This is a genomic window from Actinoplanes sp. NBRC 101535, from assembly GCF_030269225.1.
Lineage (GTDB): Bacteria > Actinomycetota > Actinomycetes > Mycobacteriales > Micromonosporaceae > Actinoplanes > Actinoplanes rectilineatus.
Genome location: NZ_BSSY01000005.1, coordinates 534,823 through 553,908 on the forward strand (window position 1 = coordinate 534,823; position 19,086 = coordinate 553,908).

Here is a 19,086-nt window from a genome sequence, read left to right on the forward strand (position 1 = left end):
GCTGTCGGGTCGCATCATGAAGGTCCGGATCCGCCGACGAGCCGGTGTCAGCGACGTTCGCTCGTTTCGGAAGCTGATCCGAAACGGGCTCCACACCCACGGCGGGTGTTGCCACACCCACCACGGATGTACACAGCGCCGTCAAACCCGCACCCCCATGCCGCATCGACACACTCTTCTACCGCAAACCGGGCGCTGCAGAGCTTCACGGCCCGCCCGACACCGGCCGGCGCCCGCTCACGCGGATGACAGCGCCCGACCCCGGACTTCTCACCACACATGCCCACGACACCTCAAGCCGACAACGCGTCCACTCTCCCGAAGTCGATCACCTAGCCCCACCCCACTGCTGCCCCACCGACGTTGAAGCAGCAAAAGCGCAGGGCCAGGTGATCGACTTCGCAGGGGCCCACCGGCGGCACACGCGCGTCGCCACCACCACACCTGCCGCCTGCTGCCCGGGCCGGCTAGACACCTAATGAGTCCTGGGAGTGAGCCATCCGGCAAACTCCTGGTGGGTGGGTAGCCGCCGGCCGGTGAGCACTCGAAATGTCGTTCGCAGTCAGGGTCTGTCTCCGTGGTGATTTCGGGCGCTCAACACGCCCGAATTCATCACACCCACAACAGCGTGGTGATTTGGGGCGTCCAGCGCGCCCGTATTCACCACGCCACCAGGGGTGTGGTGATGTGGGGTGGGCAGCGACTACGGCCGCGCCGGACACCCGAAGTCACCACACCCGTGGCGGATCCGACGCCCCTCGATCCACAGCTGAAGATCGCAGGCGGCGCAGCTCCTCACACACCGGGTGCCAGTGGCGATACCGTCATCCGGTCGGCTGGCTCCGGACGACGTCGAGTGCACATGGACAGACTTCGTCGGCACGGGACAGGAGCAGCCAGCCCGCCACGCCCTGGACCGCCACGCCCTGGACCGCCACGCCCTGGACCGCCACGCCCTGGACCGCCACGGAACTCCCGCCGACGCGTACCCCCAAATCCGCAGAATGCCCCCTAAAGGGCGGAAAGCTCCGCAGCAAGAGCAGAATGACCCCTAAAGGGCGGAAAGCTCCGCAGCAAGAGTGGGCCAGGCGACCGGGTCGTGTCCGGGAATGACCGGATACCCGCGGCGCGCCCCGATGTCCTTCAGCCGGCGGATCTGCTCGACCGTCTGTTCCGGCGTGGCCCCGCGGAACGAGCCGATGGCCCGTTCCTCGGTGATGTTCTCGGTGAGGTCGGCGGCGTCGCAGGCGAAGACGTAACCGCCGCCGCCGGCCAGGTCCACCACGAAGCTCTGATGGCCGGGCGTGTGTCCGGGGGTGGACAGTGCGGTGACGCCCGGGGCGATCTGCACGTCGCCGGTCGCGGGCACCCAGTCGATGCGCGGGTCGTCGTAGTCGATGCGGGCCATCGAGTAGTGCTCGGGTTCGGGGTGGTTGTTCAGGCCGTAGTCGAGTTCGGCCTGCTGGATGTGGACGGGGACGCGGCCGGCGAAGTGTTTCAGGCCGCCGGCGTGGTCGACGTGCAGGTGACTCAACGCTACGGCGGTGATGTCACCGAGGGCGACGCCGACCGCGTCCAGGGCCTCCAGCAGCGGTTCACCGGACGGCGACCCTGAAAGAGAAGGCTGATAGTTCGGACTTGGGTAGAAACGACTACGCAACGCTGGATCCCGCAGCAGCGCCGTGTTGAAGCCGGTGTCGAGGATCAGCCATCCGTCGCCGGTCTCGAGCAGCAGCGACGGCACCGGCTCTCGGACCCGCTCGGTGCGTGAGCCCCCATGGACGGAGGCTGACTTGGGCAGATCCTCCCAGCCCAGGGTGAGCGCGATGATCCGCCGCACTGCCATGTTGCCCCCTCGAAAGCGATTGGATCCCAAGGTAGCCTAGATGGATCCTCCGTCGACAGAGAAAAGTAAGGCAGTCTGAAACACAACCCGGTTAGCGTCCGGCGATCTGAAACAACCGACAAAGGGGGGCCATGCGGATCCTGCTCGTGGAGGACGACCTGCGGGTCAGCACGGTGATGACGTCCATGCTGCAGCGCCGCGGCTACCTCGTCGAGCATGCCGCCACCGCCACCGCCGCCCTCGAGGCCGCCCCCTGCGACCTGGTCCTGCTCGACCTCAACCTCCCGGACGGCGACGGCGTCGACGTGTGCCGGACGCTGCGGGCGCGCAACGAGAACCTGGGCATCATCGCGGTGACCGCGCGCGGCGAGGAACGCGACAAGGTGACCGGACTGCGGATGGGCGCCGACGACTACGTGGTGAAACCGTTCTCGATGGCCGAGCTGCAGGCCCGGATCGAAGCGCTGCTGCGGCGGGCCGTCCGCACCTCCACCGCCCCGCCCGAGGTCGCCGAGATCGGGCCGCTGCGCATCCACCACGGCGCGCGGACCGTCAGCTTCAACGACGAAGAGGTCACCCTGACCCGCAAGGAGTTCGACATCCTCGCGTCGCTGGCACGGCGGCCGGGTGAGGCGGTCACCCGGGAACGGATCCTGCTCGATGTGTGGCAGACCACCTGGTCGGCCAAACACACCCTTGAGGTGCACGTCGCGTCGTTGCGCGGCAAGTTGGGGGATCCCGGCCTGGTGCAGACGGTACGTGGCGTCGGCTACCGTTTGCGCACCGGATGACGGCGGGCAGGGGGCGGTGTGCGCAGGCGGCTCGTGGGCACCTATCTGCTGCTGCTGTGCATGGTGCTGCTGGCCCTGGAGATCCCGCTCGCAACGTCGCTGGCGAGCCGCGAGACGGCGGGCGCGGTCGCCGACCGGCTGGCCGACGCGACCCGGTTCGCCTCGCTGGCCGCCCCGGCGGTGCGCAGCGGCGAGCTCGACGCGCTCAGCGACGAGCTTCAGCAATACCACGAGTTGTACGGAATCGCCTCGGTCCTGGTCGACCAGGACCAGAAGGTGCTGCGCGTCTTCGGCGACGAACCGCGCGACCCGCAGGAGACCGGCATCGCCATCCGCGACGCCCTGGCCGGGCACCAGGTCGGCATGCCGGAGACGCTCTGGCCGTGGGACGAGCGACCGGTCGTGGTGGCGGTGCCGATCAGCGACGGCGGCGCGGTGCTCGGCGTGGTGCTCACCGTCTCCCCATCCGACCGCAGCCGCCGCGAGATCCTCACCCTGTGGCTGATCCTGGCCCTGGTCGGGGCGGTCGCCGTGGCGGTCTGCATGACCACCGCCAGCCGGCTGGCCGGGTGGGTGCTGCGGCCGGTGACCCGGCTCGACGCGGTCACCCACGAGATCGCCGCCGGTGACTCGGGCGCGCGGGTGCAGCCCGGTCTGGGCCCGCCCGAGCTGCGCCGGCTGTCGGCGAGTTTCAACGAGATGGCCGACACGGTCACCGCGTCGCTGGAACGGCAGCGGGAGTTCGTCGCGCACGCCAGCCATCAGTTGCGCAACCCGCTGACCGTGCTGCGCCTGCGGATCGAGGACCTGGGCAGCCGCCTCGACGACGAGGAACTGCGCGGCGAGAACGACATCGCCCTGGAGGAGACCGACCGGCTCGCGGACGTGCTCGACGGGCTGCTCGAGCTGGCCCGGGCCGAGCGGGGCCGGCAGCGCGTCGAGGTGGTGGACGCGGTGTCGCTGACCCTCAACCGGGCGCAGGCCTGGTCACCGCTGACCGAGCGGCGCGGCATCGAACTGGTCACCGACGTGCCCGGTGAGGCCCAGCACGCCCGGCTGGTGGCGACCGCTCTCGATCAGGCGCTGGACGCGCTGATCGACAACGCTCTCAAGTTCACGCCGGCCGGCGGGCGGGTCGAGGTGGGCGTGGCGGCTCGCGACGGTGGCGTGGAGGTCCGCGTACGCGACACCGGCCCCGGCATGACCGAGGAGCAGTGCCGTCAGGCCACCGAGCGGTTCTGGCGGGCCCCGGACGCGCAGAACGTCGACGGCGCCGGGCTGGGGCTGTCCATCGTCACGGTGCTGGTGGAGGCGTCCGGTGGACGGTTCGAGCTGGCGCCGGCGGAGTCCGGCGGGCTGGCGGCGAGCATCTGGTTCCCGGCCGGCGCCGTCACGGTTTGACCGACTTGTAATAGCGGGCCGCCCCCGGGTGCAACGGGACCGGCAGGGTCGCGATGGCGGTGCGCAGGTCGAGCCGTTCGGCGGCCGGGTGCGCGGCGGCCAGCACGTCGCGGCGTTCCATCAGCAGGCGGGTCAGGTCGTAGGCGACGTCGTCGGGCATCGACGACGACACCACGAGCAGGTTCGGCACCGCGACCGTCGACACGGCCGGCATCCGGTAGGCGGAGGTGGGGACGTCGCGGACCACGTACACGTCGCTGTAGGCGTCGCGCAGCGGCGCGGCCCAGGCCGCGAGATCCACGATCCTGGTGCCGATCTCGCCGCTGAGCTGCTTGATCCCGGCGACCGGGAGACCGCCGGAGAAGAAGAACGCGTCGATCTCACCGCGGGACAGCGCCAGGATGGAGTCGTCGAGGCTCAATTCCCTCTGGTGTACGACTCCGTCAGCACTCATGTCCGCCACCGCGAACAGGCGGCTGACCGTGACGCCGGTCCCCGACCCGCGGGCCCCGACCGACACGGTGCGGCCCTTGAGGTCCTGGAGCCGTTTGATGGGGCTGTCCGCGCGGACCACCAGGTGCAGCAGGTCGTCGTAGACGCGGGCCAGCGCGGCCGTCCCCGGCACCGGGTCGCCGCCGGTCACCTGCACGTCCGCCTGGGTGAACCCGACCTCGGCGGTGCCGTTGACGATCATGTTCAGGTTCTCCGCGGAGGCCGCGGTGACCAGCACGCTGGCGTCCAGGCCGGGCAGTTCCTGGTTGACGACCTCGGCGAAGGCGCTGCCGATCGCGTAGTAGACGGCGGTCGGGCTGCCGGTCGCGATCCGGATCCGGTGCTGCTCCGGAGTCCCGCCGACACAGCCTGTGATCATGAGGAGCGTGGCGAGCCCGGCGAGTGCCATCCGGCACGGCCCGGCGAGTCGCCGGCCCCTGGTTCGGGGTACCACCCGTCTCCCAACGCAGCAGGGCGTGATCCCCGCAAGTTTCCCTCAACTTTGTATCCGGGAAGTACCGGCTGAACGTCCGACCCGGCACGGTAACGGAAACCCGCAAACCACAGGGGGGCGAACAGCACATGGACCAGATTCCGGCCCGGGCCGTCGTGCTCGCCGCGGCGCTGCCGGCCGCCTTCGAGTCGGCCGTGCTCGTACAGTGCGTGGAGACGCCCCGGCTGCCCGGGTTGCGCCCGTCGCGGCACGCCGCGCTGACCCCGGCGCCCCTGATCGGTGCGGCCCTCGCCGAGTTCGACAACCCGGACGCCGCGGACCGCCTGGCGGCGCTGCTCGGCGGTCTCGGCTGTGCGGCCACCCGTGAGGTGCGGGCCGGCGGCGGCCGCCGGCGGTACGAGGTGCACGGCGTACTCGTCCCCGGGCACCTGCGCCTGGCGGCCAGCGGGATGCTGGCCGCGGCCTGGCGGCAGGGCCGTCAGGCGCTGCTCTCCCCCGAAACGCTGGGCGTGTCGTCGCCGCGCAACCTGCAACGGCTGGCCCTGGCCCACCTGTCCTGGCGGGCCGTGCTGCTCGCCGGTGGACGGCGCAAGCGCGCCGACCGCCTCTGGGTCCGCCTGCCCGACCAGGACACCGCGGCGGTGCTGGTCCGGGCGGCCCGCCTGCTCGGCGTGTCCGCGACGGTCACCCGGCGCCCGGGCTGCCTCGTCGTGACGGTTCCGGCGAGCGCCGCGCCGGTGCTGACCGCCGTCCCCGTCACGGCCGCACGGGTCCTGTGCTGACCGTCCGGTCCCCTCGACGACGGCGTTCCTTGATCCCGTAATCTACCGACCCATGCCCACCGATCCGTTGCGACCCGGCGACCCTGCGGAGCTGGGCGGTTACCATCTGCTCGGCCGGCTCGGCGAGGGCGGTATGGGCGCCGTCTACCTGGGCCGCGGACCGGACGGAAACCTCGTCGCGGTCAAGGCGATCCGCCCCGAACTGGCCCACCAGTCCGAGTTCCGCGGACGGTTCCGCAGCGAGGTCAACCGGGCCCGGCAGGTCCCGGCGTTCTGCACCGCGCCGGTGCTCGACGCCGACCCGGAGAGCGAGACCCCCTACCTCGTCGTCGAGTACGTGGACGGCCCCAGCCTGGCCGACGTGGTCACCGACCGGGGACCGCTGTCCGGCGGCGACCTGTACAGCGTGGCGATCGGCGTGGCGACGGCGCTGACCGCGATCCACGGCGCCGGGGTCATCCACCGCGACCTCAAACCGCGCAACGTGCTGTTCTCGCTCGGCACCCCGAAGGTGATCGACTTCGGGATCGCGCGGGCGTTCGAGGCGACCAGCAACCACACCCGCACCGACCAGATGGTGGGGACGGTGTCGTACATGGCACCGGAACGCTTCGACGGCGACAGCTCCGGGGTCGGGCCGGCGTCGGACGTGTTCGCCTGGGGGGTGGTGGTCGCGTACGCGGCGACCGGCCGGACCCCGTTCGGCGCGGACTCCCCCGCCGCGACGGCCGCCCGCATCCTCACCCAGCCACCGCAGCTCGGCAACCTGCCGTCGCCGCTGCGCGAGATCGTGGACCGGTCCCTGGCCAAGAACCCGGCCGACCGTCCCACCTCGACCGAGCTGCTGGACCTGCTGCTCGACACCGGTTCACACGGCGTCGGCGACCTGGCCGGCAGCCCCGAACTGCGGCAGGCCGCGCAGGCCGCCCGGGCCGGTGGGCGCTCCCGGCAACGACGCCGCCGCAGTCTGCTCGCGGCGGCCGGGGCGGGCGTGGCCACTCTCGCGGTGCTCGGCGCGGCCGGCGGGATCGCCCTCAAGAACTCCGCGCTCGACGAGCCCGCCGCCCCCGTCGAGGCCGCGCCGACCCCACGGATCGGCAACGGTCCGATGATCATCGACCCGCTGGGGCGGGCCGCCCAGTGGACGGTGAAGGCCGACGGGCGCAACACCTGCCGGTTCCGCGACGGGCACCTGGTGGCGACCACCCCGTACGGCGAGTCCAGCTCCTGCCCCGGCCCGAAGGACATCATCGGCGGCGACCAGTCGATCGCCGTCACGGTGTCGGTGCCCCAGGCGGGAAGTTGCGCGTACATCTCGTTCCGCCGGATCGAGGACACGGTGGGCTACCACCTGACGCTCTGCCGCGGCGAGATCACGGTCACCCTGGACACGAAGGGCGCCGCGACCACGGTCGGCACCGCCCGCTCGACGGCCTTCGCCGACGGCAAGGACCACCGGGTCGGCCTGGAGATCCTCGACGACGTGGCGACCGTCTCGCTGGACGGCGCCGAGGTGCTCACCGCCGACGTCGACGACCGGCGGCTGATCAGCGGCTGGATCGAACTCGGCGTGGAGAACGAGCTGGAGACGACCGCCGACTACGCGCAGGTCACGTTCAAGGATGTGGAGATCCGGACGCTATGAGACTCCGCCTGCTCGCCCTGCCCCTGGTCCTGCTGCTCGGCGCCTGCTCCACCGCGACACCGGTACCCACGTCGTCGGCCTCGCCGGCGCCCGCCCCCACGCCGACGTTCACCGACGTCAGTCGAGGCGACACCGACTCGATCGTGCGGCTGCTCACCTACCAGAGCGGCAAGGACAAGGCGATCGTCGTCGAACCGATCATCTTCATGATCAATCCGGATTTCTGCGAGGCGTTCCACCTGCCTCCGGACAACCAGCAGTGCCAGAGCGCCTGGAACACCGCCGACAGCGAAGCGAAGATCACCCTGCCGCGGGCGGACGACGCGGAGTTCGCCCTGGTCGGCGCGAGCGGCAACGACGACCTGACCCAGTGCATGGACGAGCAGGCGGCGGCCACCTGCAAGGCGTCGGCCAAGGAGTTCGCCGCATGGTACGAGTACAACTCCACGCCGATGGTCCGCCTGAAAACCCGCAACGGCGTAGCGGTCAGCCTGGCCGAGGTCTACGTCCCCTAGAAAGCTGCTGCCACCGCGGCACCGACGAACACGATCTGCAGAGCCGTCCGCAGCGGTAACGCGGTGGCGGGGCGGCCGCCCAGTTGCAGGTGGTGGCGTGCGGCCACCACGTTCGCCGGGAACATCGCGAGCATCAGCAGCGCCAGCAGCACCGCCGCGAGTGGGGCGACCCGCGGGATCAGCAGGCCCACCGCCCCGGCCAGTTCGAGGACGCCGGTCAGCGCGACCAGCAGCTCCGGGCGGGGCAGGCCGGGTGGCACCATCGCGGCCATCTCCCGGCGCCACCCGGGCAGGAAGTGCGTCGTCCCGGTGAGGACGAACATCAGCGCCAGTGCCCAGCGCAGCGGGGTCTGCCAGTCGTCGAGCATGTCGATGCCGGCCAGGCCGAGCAGGCGGAAGATCGCGAAGCCACCGGCCAGCGCGAAGAACGGAGCCATCTCATTCCCCAATCTTGTCGTTGGTAAGATTGCGCCTCGGCTAGGATGTTGTCAACGGTAAGATTCGAGGTGAGGAACATCGGCTACCACCACGGCAACCTGCGCCGGGCCATCATCGACGCCGCCCTGCAGGCCACCGCCGAGACCGGCCCGACCGGCTGGAGCCTGCGCGAACTGGCCCGCCGCAGCGGCGTCTCACACGTCGCCCCGGTCCACCACTTCGGCGACAAGACCGGCGTGCTGACCGCCGTCGCCGCCGAGGGCTACGAACTGTTCGCCGACGCCCTCGCGGCGGCCGGCGACGACTTCTTCGAGGTCGGGGTGGCCTACGTGCGGTTCGCCCTGAGCCATCGCGCGCACTTCCAGGTGATGTTCCGCCCCGACCTCTACCGCCGGGACGACCCGGACGTGGTCAGCGCCGAACGCCGCGCCGCCGGCATCCTCCGGGCCGGATCACGCACGCTGTCCGGAGACGCCGGCCCGGACCGGGCCCTCACCCTGGCAGCGTGGTCGACGGTGCACGGCTTCGCGAGCCTGTGGCTCAACGGGAGCATGGCCGAAAGTGCCGACGGCGACCCCGAGGCCACCATCCGCGCCGTCCTGCGAGCCGCCTTCGTCAGACCGTGACAGCCGACACCACTCACGTGCCCAGGCAGAACCTCTTGCCACGATCCGCGAACTCGGCCTGCGACACCAGGACATCCTCGTCGCTGCGTACGTCCTGGATCAGCACCGTGCCGGGCGCGAGCCGCTCCCGGTCGGACAGCCGGAACGCGACCTCCATCGTCCGAAAGCTGTTGTTCTTGGTGTGGCCGTACAACCGGTAGTCCACGTCGGGCAGGAGCCGTGGCGGCCCGAGACTCGCCACCCACCCGTCGGCGGGAGCCTCCAGCGGGAAACTCAGCACCCGGCCGGCGCCTCGCGGAACGGTGTACTCGACCTCGCCCAGTTCCTCGCCCGCCAGGCTCGGGTGGTCGTCCGGGGCGCTCTGCGAAGGCGCGGGCGCCGGCCGGAAACCGGCGAGATAGACGACGTCCGGCGGATCGTCGTAACACATCGCGACGGCGCCCCAGAGGTCTCCCTGAGCGTCGACCGTCAGCCCGGTGATCCCCTCCTCGGGCACCGAACACGCGGCGAGCCCGGAGGCGGCACCCAGGATAATGATCAACTGTCCTGCTCTCCGTCGCATGACAAGCCACTCTGCACGCTGCGGCACCCACAGGCCAGCGCCGTGTCGATACCGCAACCCGCGTCGTCAGGTGATGCGCTCTGGAGGGCGTGAGACGAGATTCGCACGATGTCCACCCAGCACTGGTCAATCCGTCGCGGGCAGGTAGCGCACGCTGCCGCCGCCAGGCCAACGAGGCCGGACCGCCGACCATATGCGAGCCGGAACGGGGCTCGGCACGGCCCAACGCGCTCAGCGGCAGGTAGAAGTCCAGCCAGTCAGGGCCGCTGTCCTCGCGGCCCGCCACGACACCGCACACGATCAGCGCTCCGTGGGGCAGTCGGACCACACCGCACAGATGGCCGAACCACAGCAGCGACGCCGGGTTGCACGGCACGGCACGGCCTGGTGGCCGCCGCGGGCCACGGTCGGCCCACCCGTGCGTACCCCCATCAGGCTTGTGATCGGGCAGAAGCGCACCGGCCTACATCGGTGAGCCGACCTTGGTGCGCGGGCCACCCCGGGCGGGGGTCAGCGCACCAAGGTCGCAGCAGTATCCGTCAGACAGCGGCTTCGGGTCACTGCGCGCGGCGCGGGAGCTTCCAGTCGGGCCGCGGGAAGTGGCAGGTGTAACCGTTCGGGATGCGCTCCAGGTAGTCCTGGTGCTCCGGCTCGGCCTGCCAGAACGCGCCGGCCGCGGTCACCTCGGTGACGACCTTGCCCGGCCACAGGCCGGAGGCGTCCACGTCCGCGATGGTGTCCTCGGCGACCCGCTTCTGCTCGTCGGTCTCGAAGAAGATCGCCGAGCGGTAGCTGGTGCCGATGTCGTTGCCCTGCCGGTTGACCGTGGTCGGGTCGTGGATCTGGAAGAAGAACTCCAGCAGATCCCGGTACGACGTCGCGGCCGGGTCGAACTCGATCTCGATCGCCTCGGCGTGACCGTCGTGGTTGCGGTACGTCGCGTTCTCCACCCGGCCGCCGGTGTAGCCGACCCGCGTGGACACCACACCGGGACGCTTCCGGATCAGGTCCTGCATCCCCCAGAAACAGCCGCCGGCCAGAATCGCCTTCTCCGTGGCCATGTCTCCTGCACCCCATTCGTTCGCAAAGCTTCCGCCGCGAACACTAGCTCGCCGCGCCCGCCCCGACACGGCGACCCGGCGTCACCGTGTCGAGCGCAGCACCGCGCACGCGCCGGCCAGGCCGGTCCGCAGGTCGAAGAAGAACGAGGTGAGCAGCGGGACCGGGAAGTTCGGGTATTCGGCCGCGTGCGCCGCCGCCGTCGTGAGCTGGCAGGACCAGGCGAGTGTGGTCAACAGGTTGCTGCAGAACCGCCCGGCTTCGGTCGGCGGGCCGTCCGGCGTGCGGTTGATCACCTGGGCCAGGGTGGGATGCCAGTGCCCGCCGGGGTCGTCGGGCAGCCGCAGTGCGCCGGCCAGGTGTTTCGCAAGCCGGGGCACCCCGCCCGGGTGGGTCTTCTGCATGGCGCCCCACAGGCGGGCGACCAGGGATCGTCCCTCGCGCAGGCTCGGCCGGAACGACTCCGGGTTGCTGACCTCGCCGTGTGCCGCCTCCGCATCTTTCAGGAAGTCGTCGTAGCGTTCGCCGCGGCTGGACAGAACCGACCACAGCGGCTGGGCGGTGGTGGGAGCGTCGCGCCAGACCTCGATCAGCCGGGTGAGCAGGACGCCTTCCAGCTCGTGGACGGACCGGCGCAGGCGGCCGACCGCCCGCTCGTCGGCGTTCAGGCTCACCTCGACCCGCCAGGTGAGATCGAGGATCACGACGGAGATCTCCCGGCCGCCGATCCTCGGGAACCAGTCCGGCACCCGGGCCGGCGACGACAGCTGGGGCAGGCGCATCTCGGTACGGGCCAGCAGGACAACGCCGTACCGGGTGGCGCCGGGTTCGTGGCCGAACGCGTCCAGGCAGTCCTGCCGGTTCCCCTCGAGGACCGCCATGAAGTCGTTGAGCAGCGCGTTCGCGTTGGCGAACGAGACGTCGCGGACCACGACCACCGCGATCGGTACGTCCCGCAGGTGTTCGCGGAGTTCGATCGCGTACTCCTCGCGGCTGCCGGCGACCTGAAACCAGAAGCCGGTGAGTTCCGCGCCCCCGGAAGCACCCCCGGAAGCACCCCCGGAAGCGCCTACGGAAGCGCCCCCGCCGGCGCCGGCGCCGGCCAGCCGGTCGCGGACGCTGCGGGCCAGTTGCGCCGGGGTGACCTGGTCGGCGACGTCACTCATGCGTGGATGCTCCCCTCGGAGACGGCGGCGATCCGGCCGAGGAGACGGATCCGTGGCCAGACCCACTGGTTGTCGTGGGCGATGAAGTTGCTCGCCGCCGCGGCGGTGAGCAGGGTCTGCGGGTGGGTGGTCACGGTGCGGGCGATGGCCTCGAAGTCGGCGTGCGAGCACCGGAACGTCGTCGGGGACGCCTGCATGAGGCCGCGCATGCAGGCGTACACGTCGTGCAGCCACGGGCTGTGTTCGCGGCCGAAGTCGCCGAGCGCCTCGGCGGCCGCGCTGCGGAAGAAGTCGTACTCGGAGCTGCGGCCCAGCATCGACGGGGTGAGGGCGGCACCGCAGAAGCCTTCGATGTCGCTGCGGTCCAGGGTCAGTTCGGACTGCGGGCGGCCCTGGTCGATCAGGGACTGCACGAACTCCCGCAGCAGGTTGACGGTCAGGTACGGGTGGCCGGACGTCTCGGCGTACACGCCGTCGATGAAGGACGGGTCCGGCGACATGGTGTTGCCCAGGGCCTTGGCGACCAGTTCGGAGAATTCGCTGCTCTCGTCGCCGGCGTGGTGCGGGAACAGCGGGAACGGGTCCTGGCGGACCAGGGGGCTGAGCTGGTTCTGGTCCATCATGATGAAGTGGGCGTTGGGCTGCTGCCCGAGGAAGATGAGCAGGTTCTCCCGGGAGAACCGGACGAGCTGGTTCATCAGCGGCTGCACGACGGTGAACCGGATGTCGCGGTCGCGGCGCAGGAACGCGGCGAGCTGGCCGAACAGCGTCTCGTACTCGTCGAGGACGAAGACGATCCGGCCGTGTTCGCTGGATTCCCGGTCGGAGCAGTGGTCGATCAGGCCCTCCACGAAGTCCTGCGGGATCCGCCGGCCCTTGTCCAGCGCGTCCGACACCCGGTCGTAGAAGACACTGTCGTGTTCGCGTTGCCCGGTGGTGTCGCAGGTCTGGCTGATGATGGTGGCCTGGCCGGTCGACGAGCCCAGGTCGAAACCCGCGGTGGTCTTGCCGCTGCGCCGCACACTGCACCACAGGCGTACGCCGTTGCGACTCTCGTAGGTGCGCAGCAGGTTCTGCACGCTGCGCCGCCGTACCCGGTAGAAGCGCAGCTGTCCCGGCTCGGCCAGCGGGAAGTCCAGGGCCGGGTTGCGCAGCAGCGGCTGGTGCCGGTCGGCCCGGGTCTCCGCGCGGTAGGCGTGGTCGACCAGCATCCCGAACACGGTCTCCCGGGTGTCGCCCACGTCGCTGGGCTGGTCCCCGCGGGCGGCCACCACCATGGTGGCGAACCGCGGGTCGCGGGCCACTTCGGAGCGCAGGTCGGGGCGCAGCGGGGCGACCACCACGGCCACGCCCCGCCGGGACGCCTCGACCAGGTCCAGCGGGTCGACGCTGTCGTCCAGGTAGCACTGGAGTTCGATCATGTGAGCGATCGGGGACAGGTCCGAGGGCCGCAGCGTGATGTCGAGGCGGTTCTCGTTCACCCGGAACTGGGAGATCGCGGGCAGCGGGACGTGCCGCCGGCCCAGGCCCAGGTCGTCGATCGCCGCGGCGGTCGGCCGCACGATCCGGGCGATCCGGTCGCCGAACAGGCTGCTGCCCAGCACCTGTTGCAGCCGGTCGAGGTCCGGTTCGGTGAGGAACGCGAGGGTGTGCGCCCACGAGCGGTACTCGACCGACAGGATCTCCCAGCCCTTGCGGGTGCCGAAGTCGACGTCGGCGAACCCGCCGAGGATGGCGATCAGCATGGTCGAGGTGAGTCTGCGCAGATCCTGGGCCTGCTGGGTACGACTGGCCCGGTCCAGCCGGTGGCAGTAGAAGTCGATCGGCAGGTCGAGGAAGTGCTGCAGGCCGTTCATGTTCTTCGACTGGGCGTAGTCCTGGCTCTCGCCGCGGGTCAGCTGATGGTTGAACCCCTTCTGGAAGATCTCGGTGGAGTGCTGCCACAGCAGGAAGAGGACGTACTGCAGGAACCAGTCGACCTGATCCGTCTCGTCGTCGATCAGGCGCAGGAACCGGTCGAAGTCGTCCTCCAGCCAGTCGCGGTAGTAGGTCGACCATTCGAAGATGTGCCGCCCGCTGAGCTCCTCCAGCCCCGCCTCGAACTGCTCGACGAGTTCCTGCGCGGTCAGCGGTGTCTCGGGGGCCGCCTGTGCGGGAGCCGGGGGTTCGGGTTCGCGGGCGGAGAGACGGTTGGTCAGCACCACCTGCAGCCGGGCCCGGCGCCGGGGCAGGAAGTAGTCGTCGATGGTCTCCTGGATGCTCGCCAGGTGCCGGTCCAGTTCGGTGCGGGTGAGGATCTCGATGAGGTCCTTCGTCTGCCCTTCGGCCTCGGCGAGCCGGTTGCGGTACGCGAGGAGCCGGATCGCCTCGATGCGGTCCACGATGTCGCTCATCCCGTACCCCTAATCGGTGGGAAGCTCGCGCCGGAGCACCTTGCCGGTGGGGTTGCGGGGTAGCTCGTCGAGGAAGAGCACGTCGCGGGGCACCTTGTAGCGGGCCAGGTTCGCCTTGACGAAGTCCTTGATCTGCTGCGGGTCTTGGGCGGCGTGCGCGGCCGGCACGATGAAGGCGCGCAGGCGGGTGCCGAACTCGGGGTCGTCGACGCCGATCACCGCGGCTTCGAGGACGTCGTCGCGGGAGGCGAGCAGGTTCTCCACCTCGAGCGGATAGACGTTCTCTCCCCCGGAGATGATCATGTCGTCGTCGCGGCCGTCGATGTGGAGCAGGCCGTCCGTGTCGAAGTGCCCGCGGTCGCCGGTCGCCATGTGGCCGTCGATGACCTGTTTGGTGCGGCCGTCGGTGTAGCCCTCGAACGGGATGCCGGTGCGCACGAAGACCCGGCCGATCGCGCCCGGCTCGTCGACCCGTTCGTCGTTCTCGTCGAAGAGCGCCACGTGGACGGTCACCGGCGGCCGGCCGACCGTGCCGGGAGATCGTCGCAGCTCGTGCGGTTGGGCGACGGATGCCACCGCCACCTCGGTCGAACCGTAGACGTTGTACAGGACATCACCGAAGGTGTCCTGGAAACGGGTGCTCAGCTCGGGCGAGAGGGCGGAACCCGCCAGGAAGACCGCGCGCAGCGACGACGTGTCGTACTTCCCGATGATCTCCGGGCCCAGGGCGAGCATCCGGGTGAGCATGGTCGGGACCGCGACCAGCATCGCGGCCCGGTGGTCGCTGATCGCGCGCAGGATCGACTCGGCGTCCAGGCGGCGCAGCAGGACGGCGTGGTTGGCCAGCGACAGGCCCACCGTCCAGGCGCCGAACCCGGTGCTGTGGAACAGCGGGGAGGCGATCACCGCGGTGCCCTGCCGGGGGAACGCGATCCGGTCCGCGATCAGGGCGCTGGCCAGCGGTGACACCTTGGTCCGCGGGGCACCCTTGGGCAGGCCGGTGGTGCCGCTGGTCAGGATGATGAAGCCGCCGGGCCGGCGGGGTTCGGGCTGCGGCGGCGTGGTCGGTTCGGCTGCGGTCAGGTCCTCGACGGTGCGGTCCTCGGACGGCCCGTCGGCCCAGGTCAGACAGCGGGGGACGCTCGTCGGCACGATGTCGGCGAACTCCTGGTCGTAGAGCAGGAACCGCACGTTCTCCCGGTCGATCACCTCGGCGAGCTGGGTCTTCGCCAGGCCGGTGTTGAGCATGGCCAGGCGCAGGCCGGCCCGGGCGGTGCCGGTGATCGCCAAGGCCAGGCCGCGGTGGTCGCGGGCCAGGACGCCGATCACGGCGCGCGGTGGCAGGCCGACCCGGAGCAGGGCGTGGGCCAGGGCGTTCGACCGTTCGTAGTATTCGCGGTACGACCAGGTGCCGCGCTCGTCGGTGAGCGCGGGCGCGTCCGGGTGTTCGAGGGCGGCCTTCTGGGTGAGGGCGGCCTGCGGTCCGAGGCGGGCGTTGGCGACCGCGGCACGCAGGAGCCGGTCGGGCCGGCGCAGGTCCACGATGCCGATCTGGTGCATGCGCAGCACTGCTCGGAGATGTTCGGATGCGCTCACGGCCGGGGCTCCTCGAATCCGTCGCGGGTGATGTGCAGGATCTGTCCGGGTGTCAGCGGTCCGGGCCGGGGCGGGACGCGGCGGATCACCCGGTCGCCGGAGGGCGTGATCGCGGTGACGATCAGGGCCTCCGGGGTGGCGTCGCGGTGGTATGTCGTGGTGAAGGCTTCGAGGGTCGCCGGTCCGGTGTAGCCTTCGGCGACCTTGCGGGGCTTCTCGCGGGACGCGGCCGCGTCGGCGTCCAGGTCGGCGAACGGTCGTTCCGGCGGCGTCGCGGACAGCAGCGTGATCGCGTGTTTGGTGAGGTACCAGCCGAGGGCGGTGACCAGACCGTGATCGTCCGGTGCGGCCCGCAGCAGCGGGACCATCGTGGCCACCGCGTGACTGGAGTAGTTGTTGCCCGGGCCGCCGGCCATCGTCAGCCCGCCGGTGACGGTCAGCGGCCGGTCCGGGTCGTCGAGCGGGAGCCCCAGCTCCGCCGCGCCGATCTGCACGGCCGACGGAAAGCAGGCGTATAGGTCCACGTACCGGATCTGTCCGATGTCGCGGGCCACGTGGTCGAGGACCGCACGACCGTTCGCCCGGATCGCGGGGGACTCGTTCAAGGACGAGCGTTCGGTCACGTACCACTCGTCGGTGGCGTGTGCGCCGACGTGCGGGAACACCCACTTCTCCTGCGGGATGCCGGCCTCGGTGGCCGCCGCGACACTGCACAGGATGATTCCGGTCGCCTGGTTGACCTGCAGGTTCGCGGTCATCAGCTTGGGATAGGGGTCGGCGATCGGGCGATTTCCCGGCCCCGGAGCGGCCACTTGCGCCGCGGTGAGGCTTTCCCTGCGCCACGCGTACGGGTTCCCGGCCGCGACCCTGGAGAACCGGGACCACAGTTCGCCCGCCCCGCCCGGAAGGGTCGACTGGATGAGCGCGTAGAGGTGGATGGGCGCGACGAGCCCCGCCTCGATCTCCGCGTCGGTGTTGGGTGCCGTGTCGACGCCGATGGTCCGGCCGGGTACGGCGTCGTCGTCCTGTCGCGGCCAGTCGAGCGTGATTCCGGCCCGCTCGGCGGCCGCCGCGGTGGCCGCGGCCTCGCCTCCTCCGAGCAGCGCCACCCGGGCCCGGCCGTCCACGATCGCCGCCGCCGCGTCGTTGAGCAGCCGCAGCGAACCGTCCCCACCGAACACCGTCGTCTGAACAGTTTCGGACGGCCGGGCTCCCACCCGGTCCGCGAGCAGTGCCGCCGCGTCCGGGTACTGCCAGGACACGCTGGCGACGTACCCGACCAGATCCACCTCGGCCCAGATCCGCTCTCCCGCCCCGCAGTCCGCGGCCGCCGACCGGGCCGCACGCGCCGCCAGCGACACCGGGTCACCGTCGCGCGGTTCGGTCCCGTGGTCGCTGACCTGGCCCACGCCCACGATCACCGGGGTCCATGCGTCCAGGTCCTGGCCGGTGCGCTGGTGCCGGACCGGCCCAGGTTTCGCCGCCCGCTCCCGGTCACGGCCGGCTGCCCGCTCCGGCTCGCGCCGGGCTCCCCCGGCCAGCCGCTTCAGCGAGACCCGCACCGCATCGCCCAGGTTGCGGGCCACCATCGGGCCCAGCGGCCCGTCCGCCGTGCCGCCCTCCACCCCGCCGTCGAAACGCACCGTGGTCCCGGACCCCGACGGCTCCACCGTCAGGGCGAACCCGACACTGATCCCCATCGGACCACGGCCCTCCAGCCACAGACACCGCGGCGCCTCGGCGCGCACGATCGTCCACCGCACCTCGGCGGGTGTGCCCATCAACTTGACCCGCTCCACCACCCGCTCGCCGTCGCGGAAACCGGTCGGCGTCTCCCCCACCCAGCCCAGATGCGAGGTCAGCCAGCTTCCACGCCGCCCGGGATCCGCGATCTGCGCGAAGACCCGGCCGGGCGGGGCGCCGACCTCTTGCCGCACATCGCAGGGGTACGCGTAGACCCGCGGTCCACCGGCAGGCGGCGTTGTCGGCGGCTCCCGCCGCGGGGACAGAACCCGGGACACGACGGAGGCGGCGACCGCCCGTGCCATGGCGAACACGGCACGCAATGGTGTCGGCATCGCCCGACGGTAAGCGAGTGACGCACGTCACTGCAAGATCGCGACAGGGTATTGACCGGAATGACGATGCGAGACAGTCTCAGCGGCGTGTACGAGACTCCGGAACGCCTAGCCCTGCGCGACGCGATGACCCGTTTCGTCGCCCGCGAGATCCTCCCGAACCTGGCCGCCTGGGAACAGGCCGGCGAGATCCCCCGCAACCTGCACCGGCGCACCGCCAAGGCCGGCCTGTACGCCGTCGGCTTCCCCGAGGAGATCGGCGGCGACGGCGGCTCCACCGTCGACACGGTCGTCCTGACCGAGGCGTTCATGCAGGCCGGCGGCTCGTCGGGCTGCCACGCCTCGCTGTTCACGCACGGCATCGCCCTGCCGCACATCATCGCCGGCGGAGGGCCGGGCCTGATCGACCGATTCGTGCGACCGGCACTGGCCGGCGAGATGATCGGGGCGCTCGGCATCACCGAACCGGGCGCCGGCTCGGATGTGACCGGCCTGCGCACCACGGCGGTCCGCGACGGCGACGACTACGTGGTCAACGGCGCCAAGATGTTCATCACCTCCGGGGTACGCGCCGACTTCGTCACCACCGCCGTCCGCACGGGCGGTCCGGGAGCCGCGGGGATCAGCATGCTGATCGTCGAGAAGGGCACGCCCGGTTTCACGGTGTCCCGCAAACTGGACAAGATGGGCTGGCTCTGCTCCGACACGGCCGAACTGTCGTTCGACGACTGCCGGGTGCCGGTGCACAATCTGATCGGCGAGGAGGGCACCGGGTTCCAGCTGATCGGCCAGGCGTTCGTCCCGGAGCGGATCATGGCGGCGGTGCACGCCTACGGGGTGGCGCAACGCTGCCTCGATCTGACACTCGCGCACGTCCGCGGGCGGGAGACGTTCGGGCGCCCGCTCATCAGCCGGCAGGTGGTGCGGCACAAACTCGTCGAGATGCGGCAGAGGATCGAGTTGGCTCGCGCGTACACCCGATCGATCGCCGAACGCCATGCCGGCGGCGACCCGGTGATCGGCGAGGTGTGCCTGGCCAAGAACGCCGCCGTGGACGCCTGCAAGTTCGTGGTGGACGCCGCGGTCCAGTTGCACGGCGGCATGGGGTACATGCGGGAATCCGAGGTCGAACGCCACTACCGCGACACCCGGATCCTGGGCATCGGCGGCGGCGCCGACGAGATCATGTCCGACCTGGCGGCGAAGGTCTTCGGCTATCAGTGAGGATCGTCCGTCACGGTG

16 protein-coding genes are annotated in these 19,086 nt (G+C 70.9%); 7 read left to right on the top strand and 9 right to left on the bottom strand.

Translation table 11 applies throughout. The annotated features are described in order from the left end of the window. Window positions 1-1,051: 1,051 nt before the first annotated feature. Entirely contained in the window at window positions 1,052-1,846 is a 795-nt protein-coding gene (locus QSK32_RS17455; protein WP_285472532.1) for an N-acyl homoserine lactonase family protein, read from the bottom strand. Window positions 1,847-1,977: 131 nt separating this feature from the next. Here QSK32_RS17455 and QSK32_RS17460 point away from each other — a divergent pair, with 131 nt between their 5' ends. Together QSK32_RS17460 and QSK32_RS17465 are read left to right on the top strand one after the other, a co-directional pair. Next, window positions 1,978-2,637 (top strand): response regulator transcription factor, encoded by a 660-nt coding sequence (locus QSK32_RS17460; RefSeq protein WP_285472533.1) that lies wholly within the window; start codon window positions 1,978-1,980, stop codon window positions 2,635-2,637. A gap of 18 nt (window positions 2,638-2,655) precedes the next feature. Then, window positions 2,656-4,038 carry a sensor histidine kinase gene (locus tag QSK32_RS17465; protein WP_285472534.1) on the top strand — a complete coding sequence of 461 codons (1,383 nt, stop codon included), beginning with the start codon at window positions 2,656-2,658 and terminating at the stop codon, window positions 4,036-4,038. Here QSK32_RS17465 and QSK32_RS17470 read toward each other — a convergent pair. Beyond that, complete coding sequence (locus QSK32_RS17470) at window positions 4,028-4,939, bottom strand: TAXI family TRAP transporter solute-binding subunit (protein ID WP_045747750.1); 912 nt, start codon at window positions 4,937-4,939, stop codon at window positions 4,028-4,030. The genes QSK32_RS17465 and QSK32_RS17470 overlap by 11 nt on opposite strands. A 173-nt stretch (window positions 4,940-5,112) precedes the next feature. Here QSK32_RS17470 and QSK32_RS17475 point away from each other — a divergent pair, with 173 nt between their 5' ends. The 3 genes from QSK32_RS17475 to QSK32_RS17485 are packed head-to-tail and all read left to right on the top strand — an operon-like array spanning window position 5,113 to window position 7,926. Then, window positions 5,113-5,766, top strand: coding sequence for a hypothetical protein (locus QSK32_RS17475; protein WP_285472535.1), 654 nt, complete (start codon window positions 5,113-5,115; stop codon window positions 5,764-5,766). Between the two features lie 52 nt (window positions 5,767-5,818). Continuing rightward, window positions 5,819-7,411: a serine/threonine-protein kinase gene (locus QSK32_RS17480; protein ID WP_285472536.1), complete on the top strand. Its 1,593-nt coding sequence runs from the start codon at window positions 5,819-5,821 to the stop codon at window positions 7,409-7,411. After that, window positions 7,408-7,926, top strand: coding sequence for a hypothetical protein (locus QSK32_RS17485; RefSeq protein ID WP_285472537.1), 519 nt, complete (start codon window positions 7,408-7,410; stop codon window positions 7,924-7,926). Before QSK32_RS17480 ends, QSK32_RS17485 begins: the two co-directional genes overlap by 4 nt. On the opposite strand, the gene QSK32_RS17490 is transcribed toward QSK32_RS17485, so the two are convergent. After that, complete coding sequence (locus tag QSK32_RS17490; RefSeq protein WP_285472538.1) at window positions 7,923-8,363, bottom strand: DoxX family protein; 441 nt, start codon at window positions 8,361-8,363, stop codon at window positions 7,923-7,925. The two genes, QSK32_RS17485 and QSK32_RS17490, sit on opposite strands and share 4 nt — an antisense overlap. A gap of 69 nt (window positions 8,364-8,432) precedes the next feature. Here QSK32_RS17490 and QSK32_RS17495 point away from each other — a divergent pair, with 69 nt between their 5' ends. Beyond that, window positions 8,433-8,990: a TetR/AcrR family transcriptional regulator gene (locus QSK32_RS17495; RefSeq protein WP_245674329.1), complete on the top strand. Its 558-nt coding sequence runs from the start codon at window positions 8,433-8,435 to the stop codon at window positions 8,988-8,990. Window positions 8,991-9,003: 13 nt separating this feature from the next. Here QSK32_RS17495 and QSK32_RS17500 read toward each other — a convergent pair whose 3' ends face one another. The 6 genes from QSK32_RS17500 to QSK32_RS17525 form a co-directional block, all read right to left on the bottom strand. Further along, on the bottom strand, window positions 9,004-9,531 hold the full coding sequence (locus tag QSK32_RS17500; protein WP_285472539.1) for a hypothetical protein: 528 nt from the start codon (window positions 9,529-9,531) through the stop codon (window positions 9,004-9,006). A gap of 578 nt (window positions 9,532-10,109) precedes the next feature. Continuing rightward, window positions 10,110-10,613 carry a peptide-methionine (S)-S-oxide reductase MsrA gene (msrA, locus tag QSK32_RS17505; protein ID WP_285472540.1) on the bottom strand — a complete coding sequence of 168 codons (504 nt, stop codon included), beginning with the start codon at window positions 10,611-10,613 and terminating at the stop codon, window positions 10,110-10,112. Window positions 10,614-10,694: 81 nt separating this feature from the next. Further along, the gene (locus QSK32_RS17510) at window positions 10,695-11,777 is read right to left on the bottom strand and encodes a hypothetical protein (protein ID WP_285472541.1); all 1,083 of its coding nucleotides are present in this window, start codon (window positions 11,775-11,777) and stop codon (window positions 10,695-10,697) included. Continuing rightward, window positions 11,774-14,170: a hypothetical protein gene (locus QSK32_RS17515; protein ID WP_285472542.1), complete on the bottom strand. Its 2,397-nt coding sequence runs from the start codon at window positions 14,168-14,170 to the stop codon at window positions 11,774-11,776. Before QSK32_RS17515 ends, QSK32_RS17510 begins: the two co-directional genes overlap by 4 nt. Before the next feature lie 9 nt (window positions 14,171-14,179). Next, complete coding sequence (locus QSK32_RS17520; RefSeq protein WP_083449682.1) at window positions 14,180-15,766, bottom strand: AMP-binding protein; 1,587 nt, start codon at window positions 15,764-15,766, stop codon at window positions 14,180-14,182. Beyond that, window positions 15,763-17,844: a type II toxin-antitoxin system Rv0910 family toxin gene (locus QSK32_RS17525; RefSeq protein ID WP_285472543.1), complete on the bottom strand. Its 2,082-nt coding sequence runs from the start codon at window positions 17,842-17,844 to the stop codon at window positions 15,763-15,765. The genes QSK32_RS17520 and QSK32_RS17525 overlap by 4 nt, the downstream gene beginning before the upstream one ends. A gap of 66 nt (window positions 17,845-17,910) precedes the next feature. Between QSK32_RS17525 and QSK32_RS17530 the strand changes: the two genes are divergently transcribed. Then, complete coding sequence (locus tag QSK32_RS17530) at window positions 17,911-19,068, top strand: acyl-CoA dehydrogenase family protein (RefSeq protein WP_285472544.1); 1,158 nt, start codon at window positions 17,911-17,913, stop codon at window positions 19,066-19,068. Window positions 19,069-19,086: the final 18 nt, after the last annotated feature.

Excerpts from the sequence above, each read along its gene's own strand:
- QSK32_RS17530 (WP_285472544.1), top strand. The coding sequence starts at position 17,911 with ATGCGAGACAGTCTCAGCGGCGTGTACGAGACTCCGGAACGCCTAGCC.
- QSK32_RS17510 (WP_285472541.1), bottom strand. The coding sequence starts at position 11,777 with ATGAGTGACGTCGCCGACCAGGTCACCCCGGCGCAACTGGCCCGCAGC.
- QSK32_RS17455 (WP_285472532.1), bottom strand. The coding sequence starts at position 1,846 with ATGGCAGTGCGGCGGATCATCGCGCTCACCCTGGGCTGGGAGGATCTG.
- QSK32_RS17475 (WP_285472535.1), top strand. The coding sequence starts at position 5,113 with ATGGACCAGATTCCGGCCCGGGCCGTCGTGCTCGCCGCGGCGCTGCCG.
- QSK32_RS17480 (WP_285472536.1), top strand. The coding sequence starts at position 5,819 with ATGCCCACCGATCCGTTGCGACCCGGCGACCCTGCGGAGCTGGGCGGT.
- QSK32_RS17460 (WP_285472533.1), top strand. The coding sequence starts at position 1,978 with ATGCGGATCCTGCTCGTGGAGGACGACCTGCGGGTCAGCACGGTGATG.
- QSK32_RS17470 (WP_045747750.1), bottom strand. The coding sequence starts at position 4,939 with ATGGCACTCGCCGGGCTCGCCACGCTCCTCATGATCACAGGCTGTGTC.
- msrA (WP_285472540.1), bottom strand. The coding sequence starts at position 10,613 with ATGGCCACGGAGAAGGCGATTCTGGCCGGCGGCTGTTTCTGGGGGATG.
- QSK32_RS17525 (WP_285472543.1), bottom strand. The coding sequence starts at position 17,844 with ATGCCGACACCATTGCGTGCCGTGTTCGCCATGGCACGGGCGGTCGCC.
- QSK32_RS17490 (WP_285472538.1), bottom strand. The coding sequence starts at position 8,363 with ATGGCTCCGTTCTTCGCGCTGGCCGGTGGCTTCGCGATCTTCCGCCTG.
- QSK32_RS17485 (WP_285472537.1), top strand. The coding sequence starts at position 7,408 with ATGAGACTCCGCCTGCTCGCCCTGCCCCTGGTCCTGCTGCTCGGCGCC.
- QSK32_RS17515 (WP_285472542.1), bottom strand. The coding sequence starts at position 14,170 with ATGAGCGACATCGTGGACCGCATCGAGGCGATCCGGCTCCTCGCGTAC.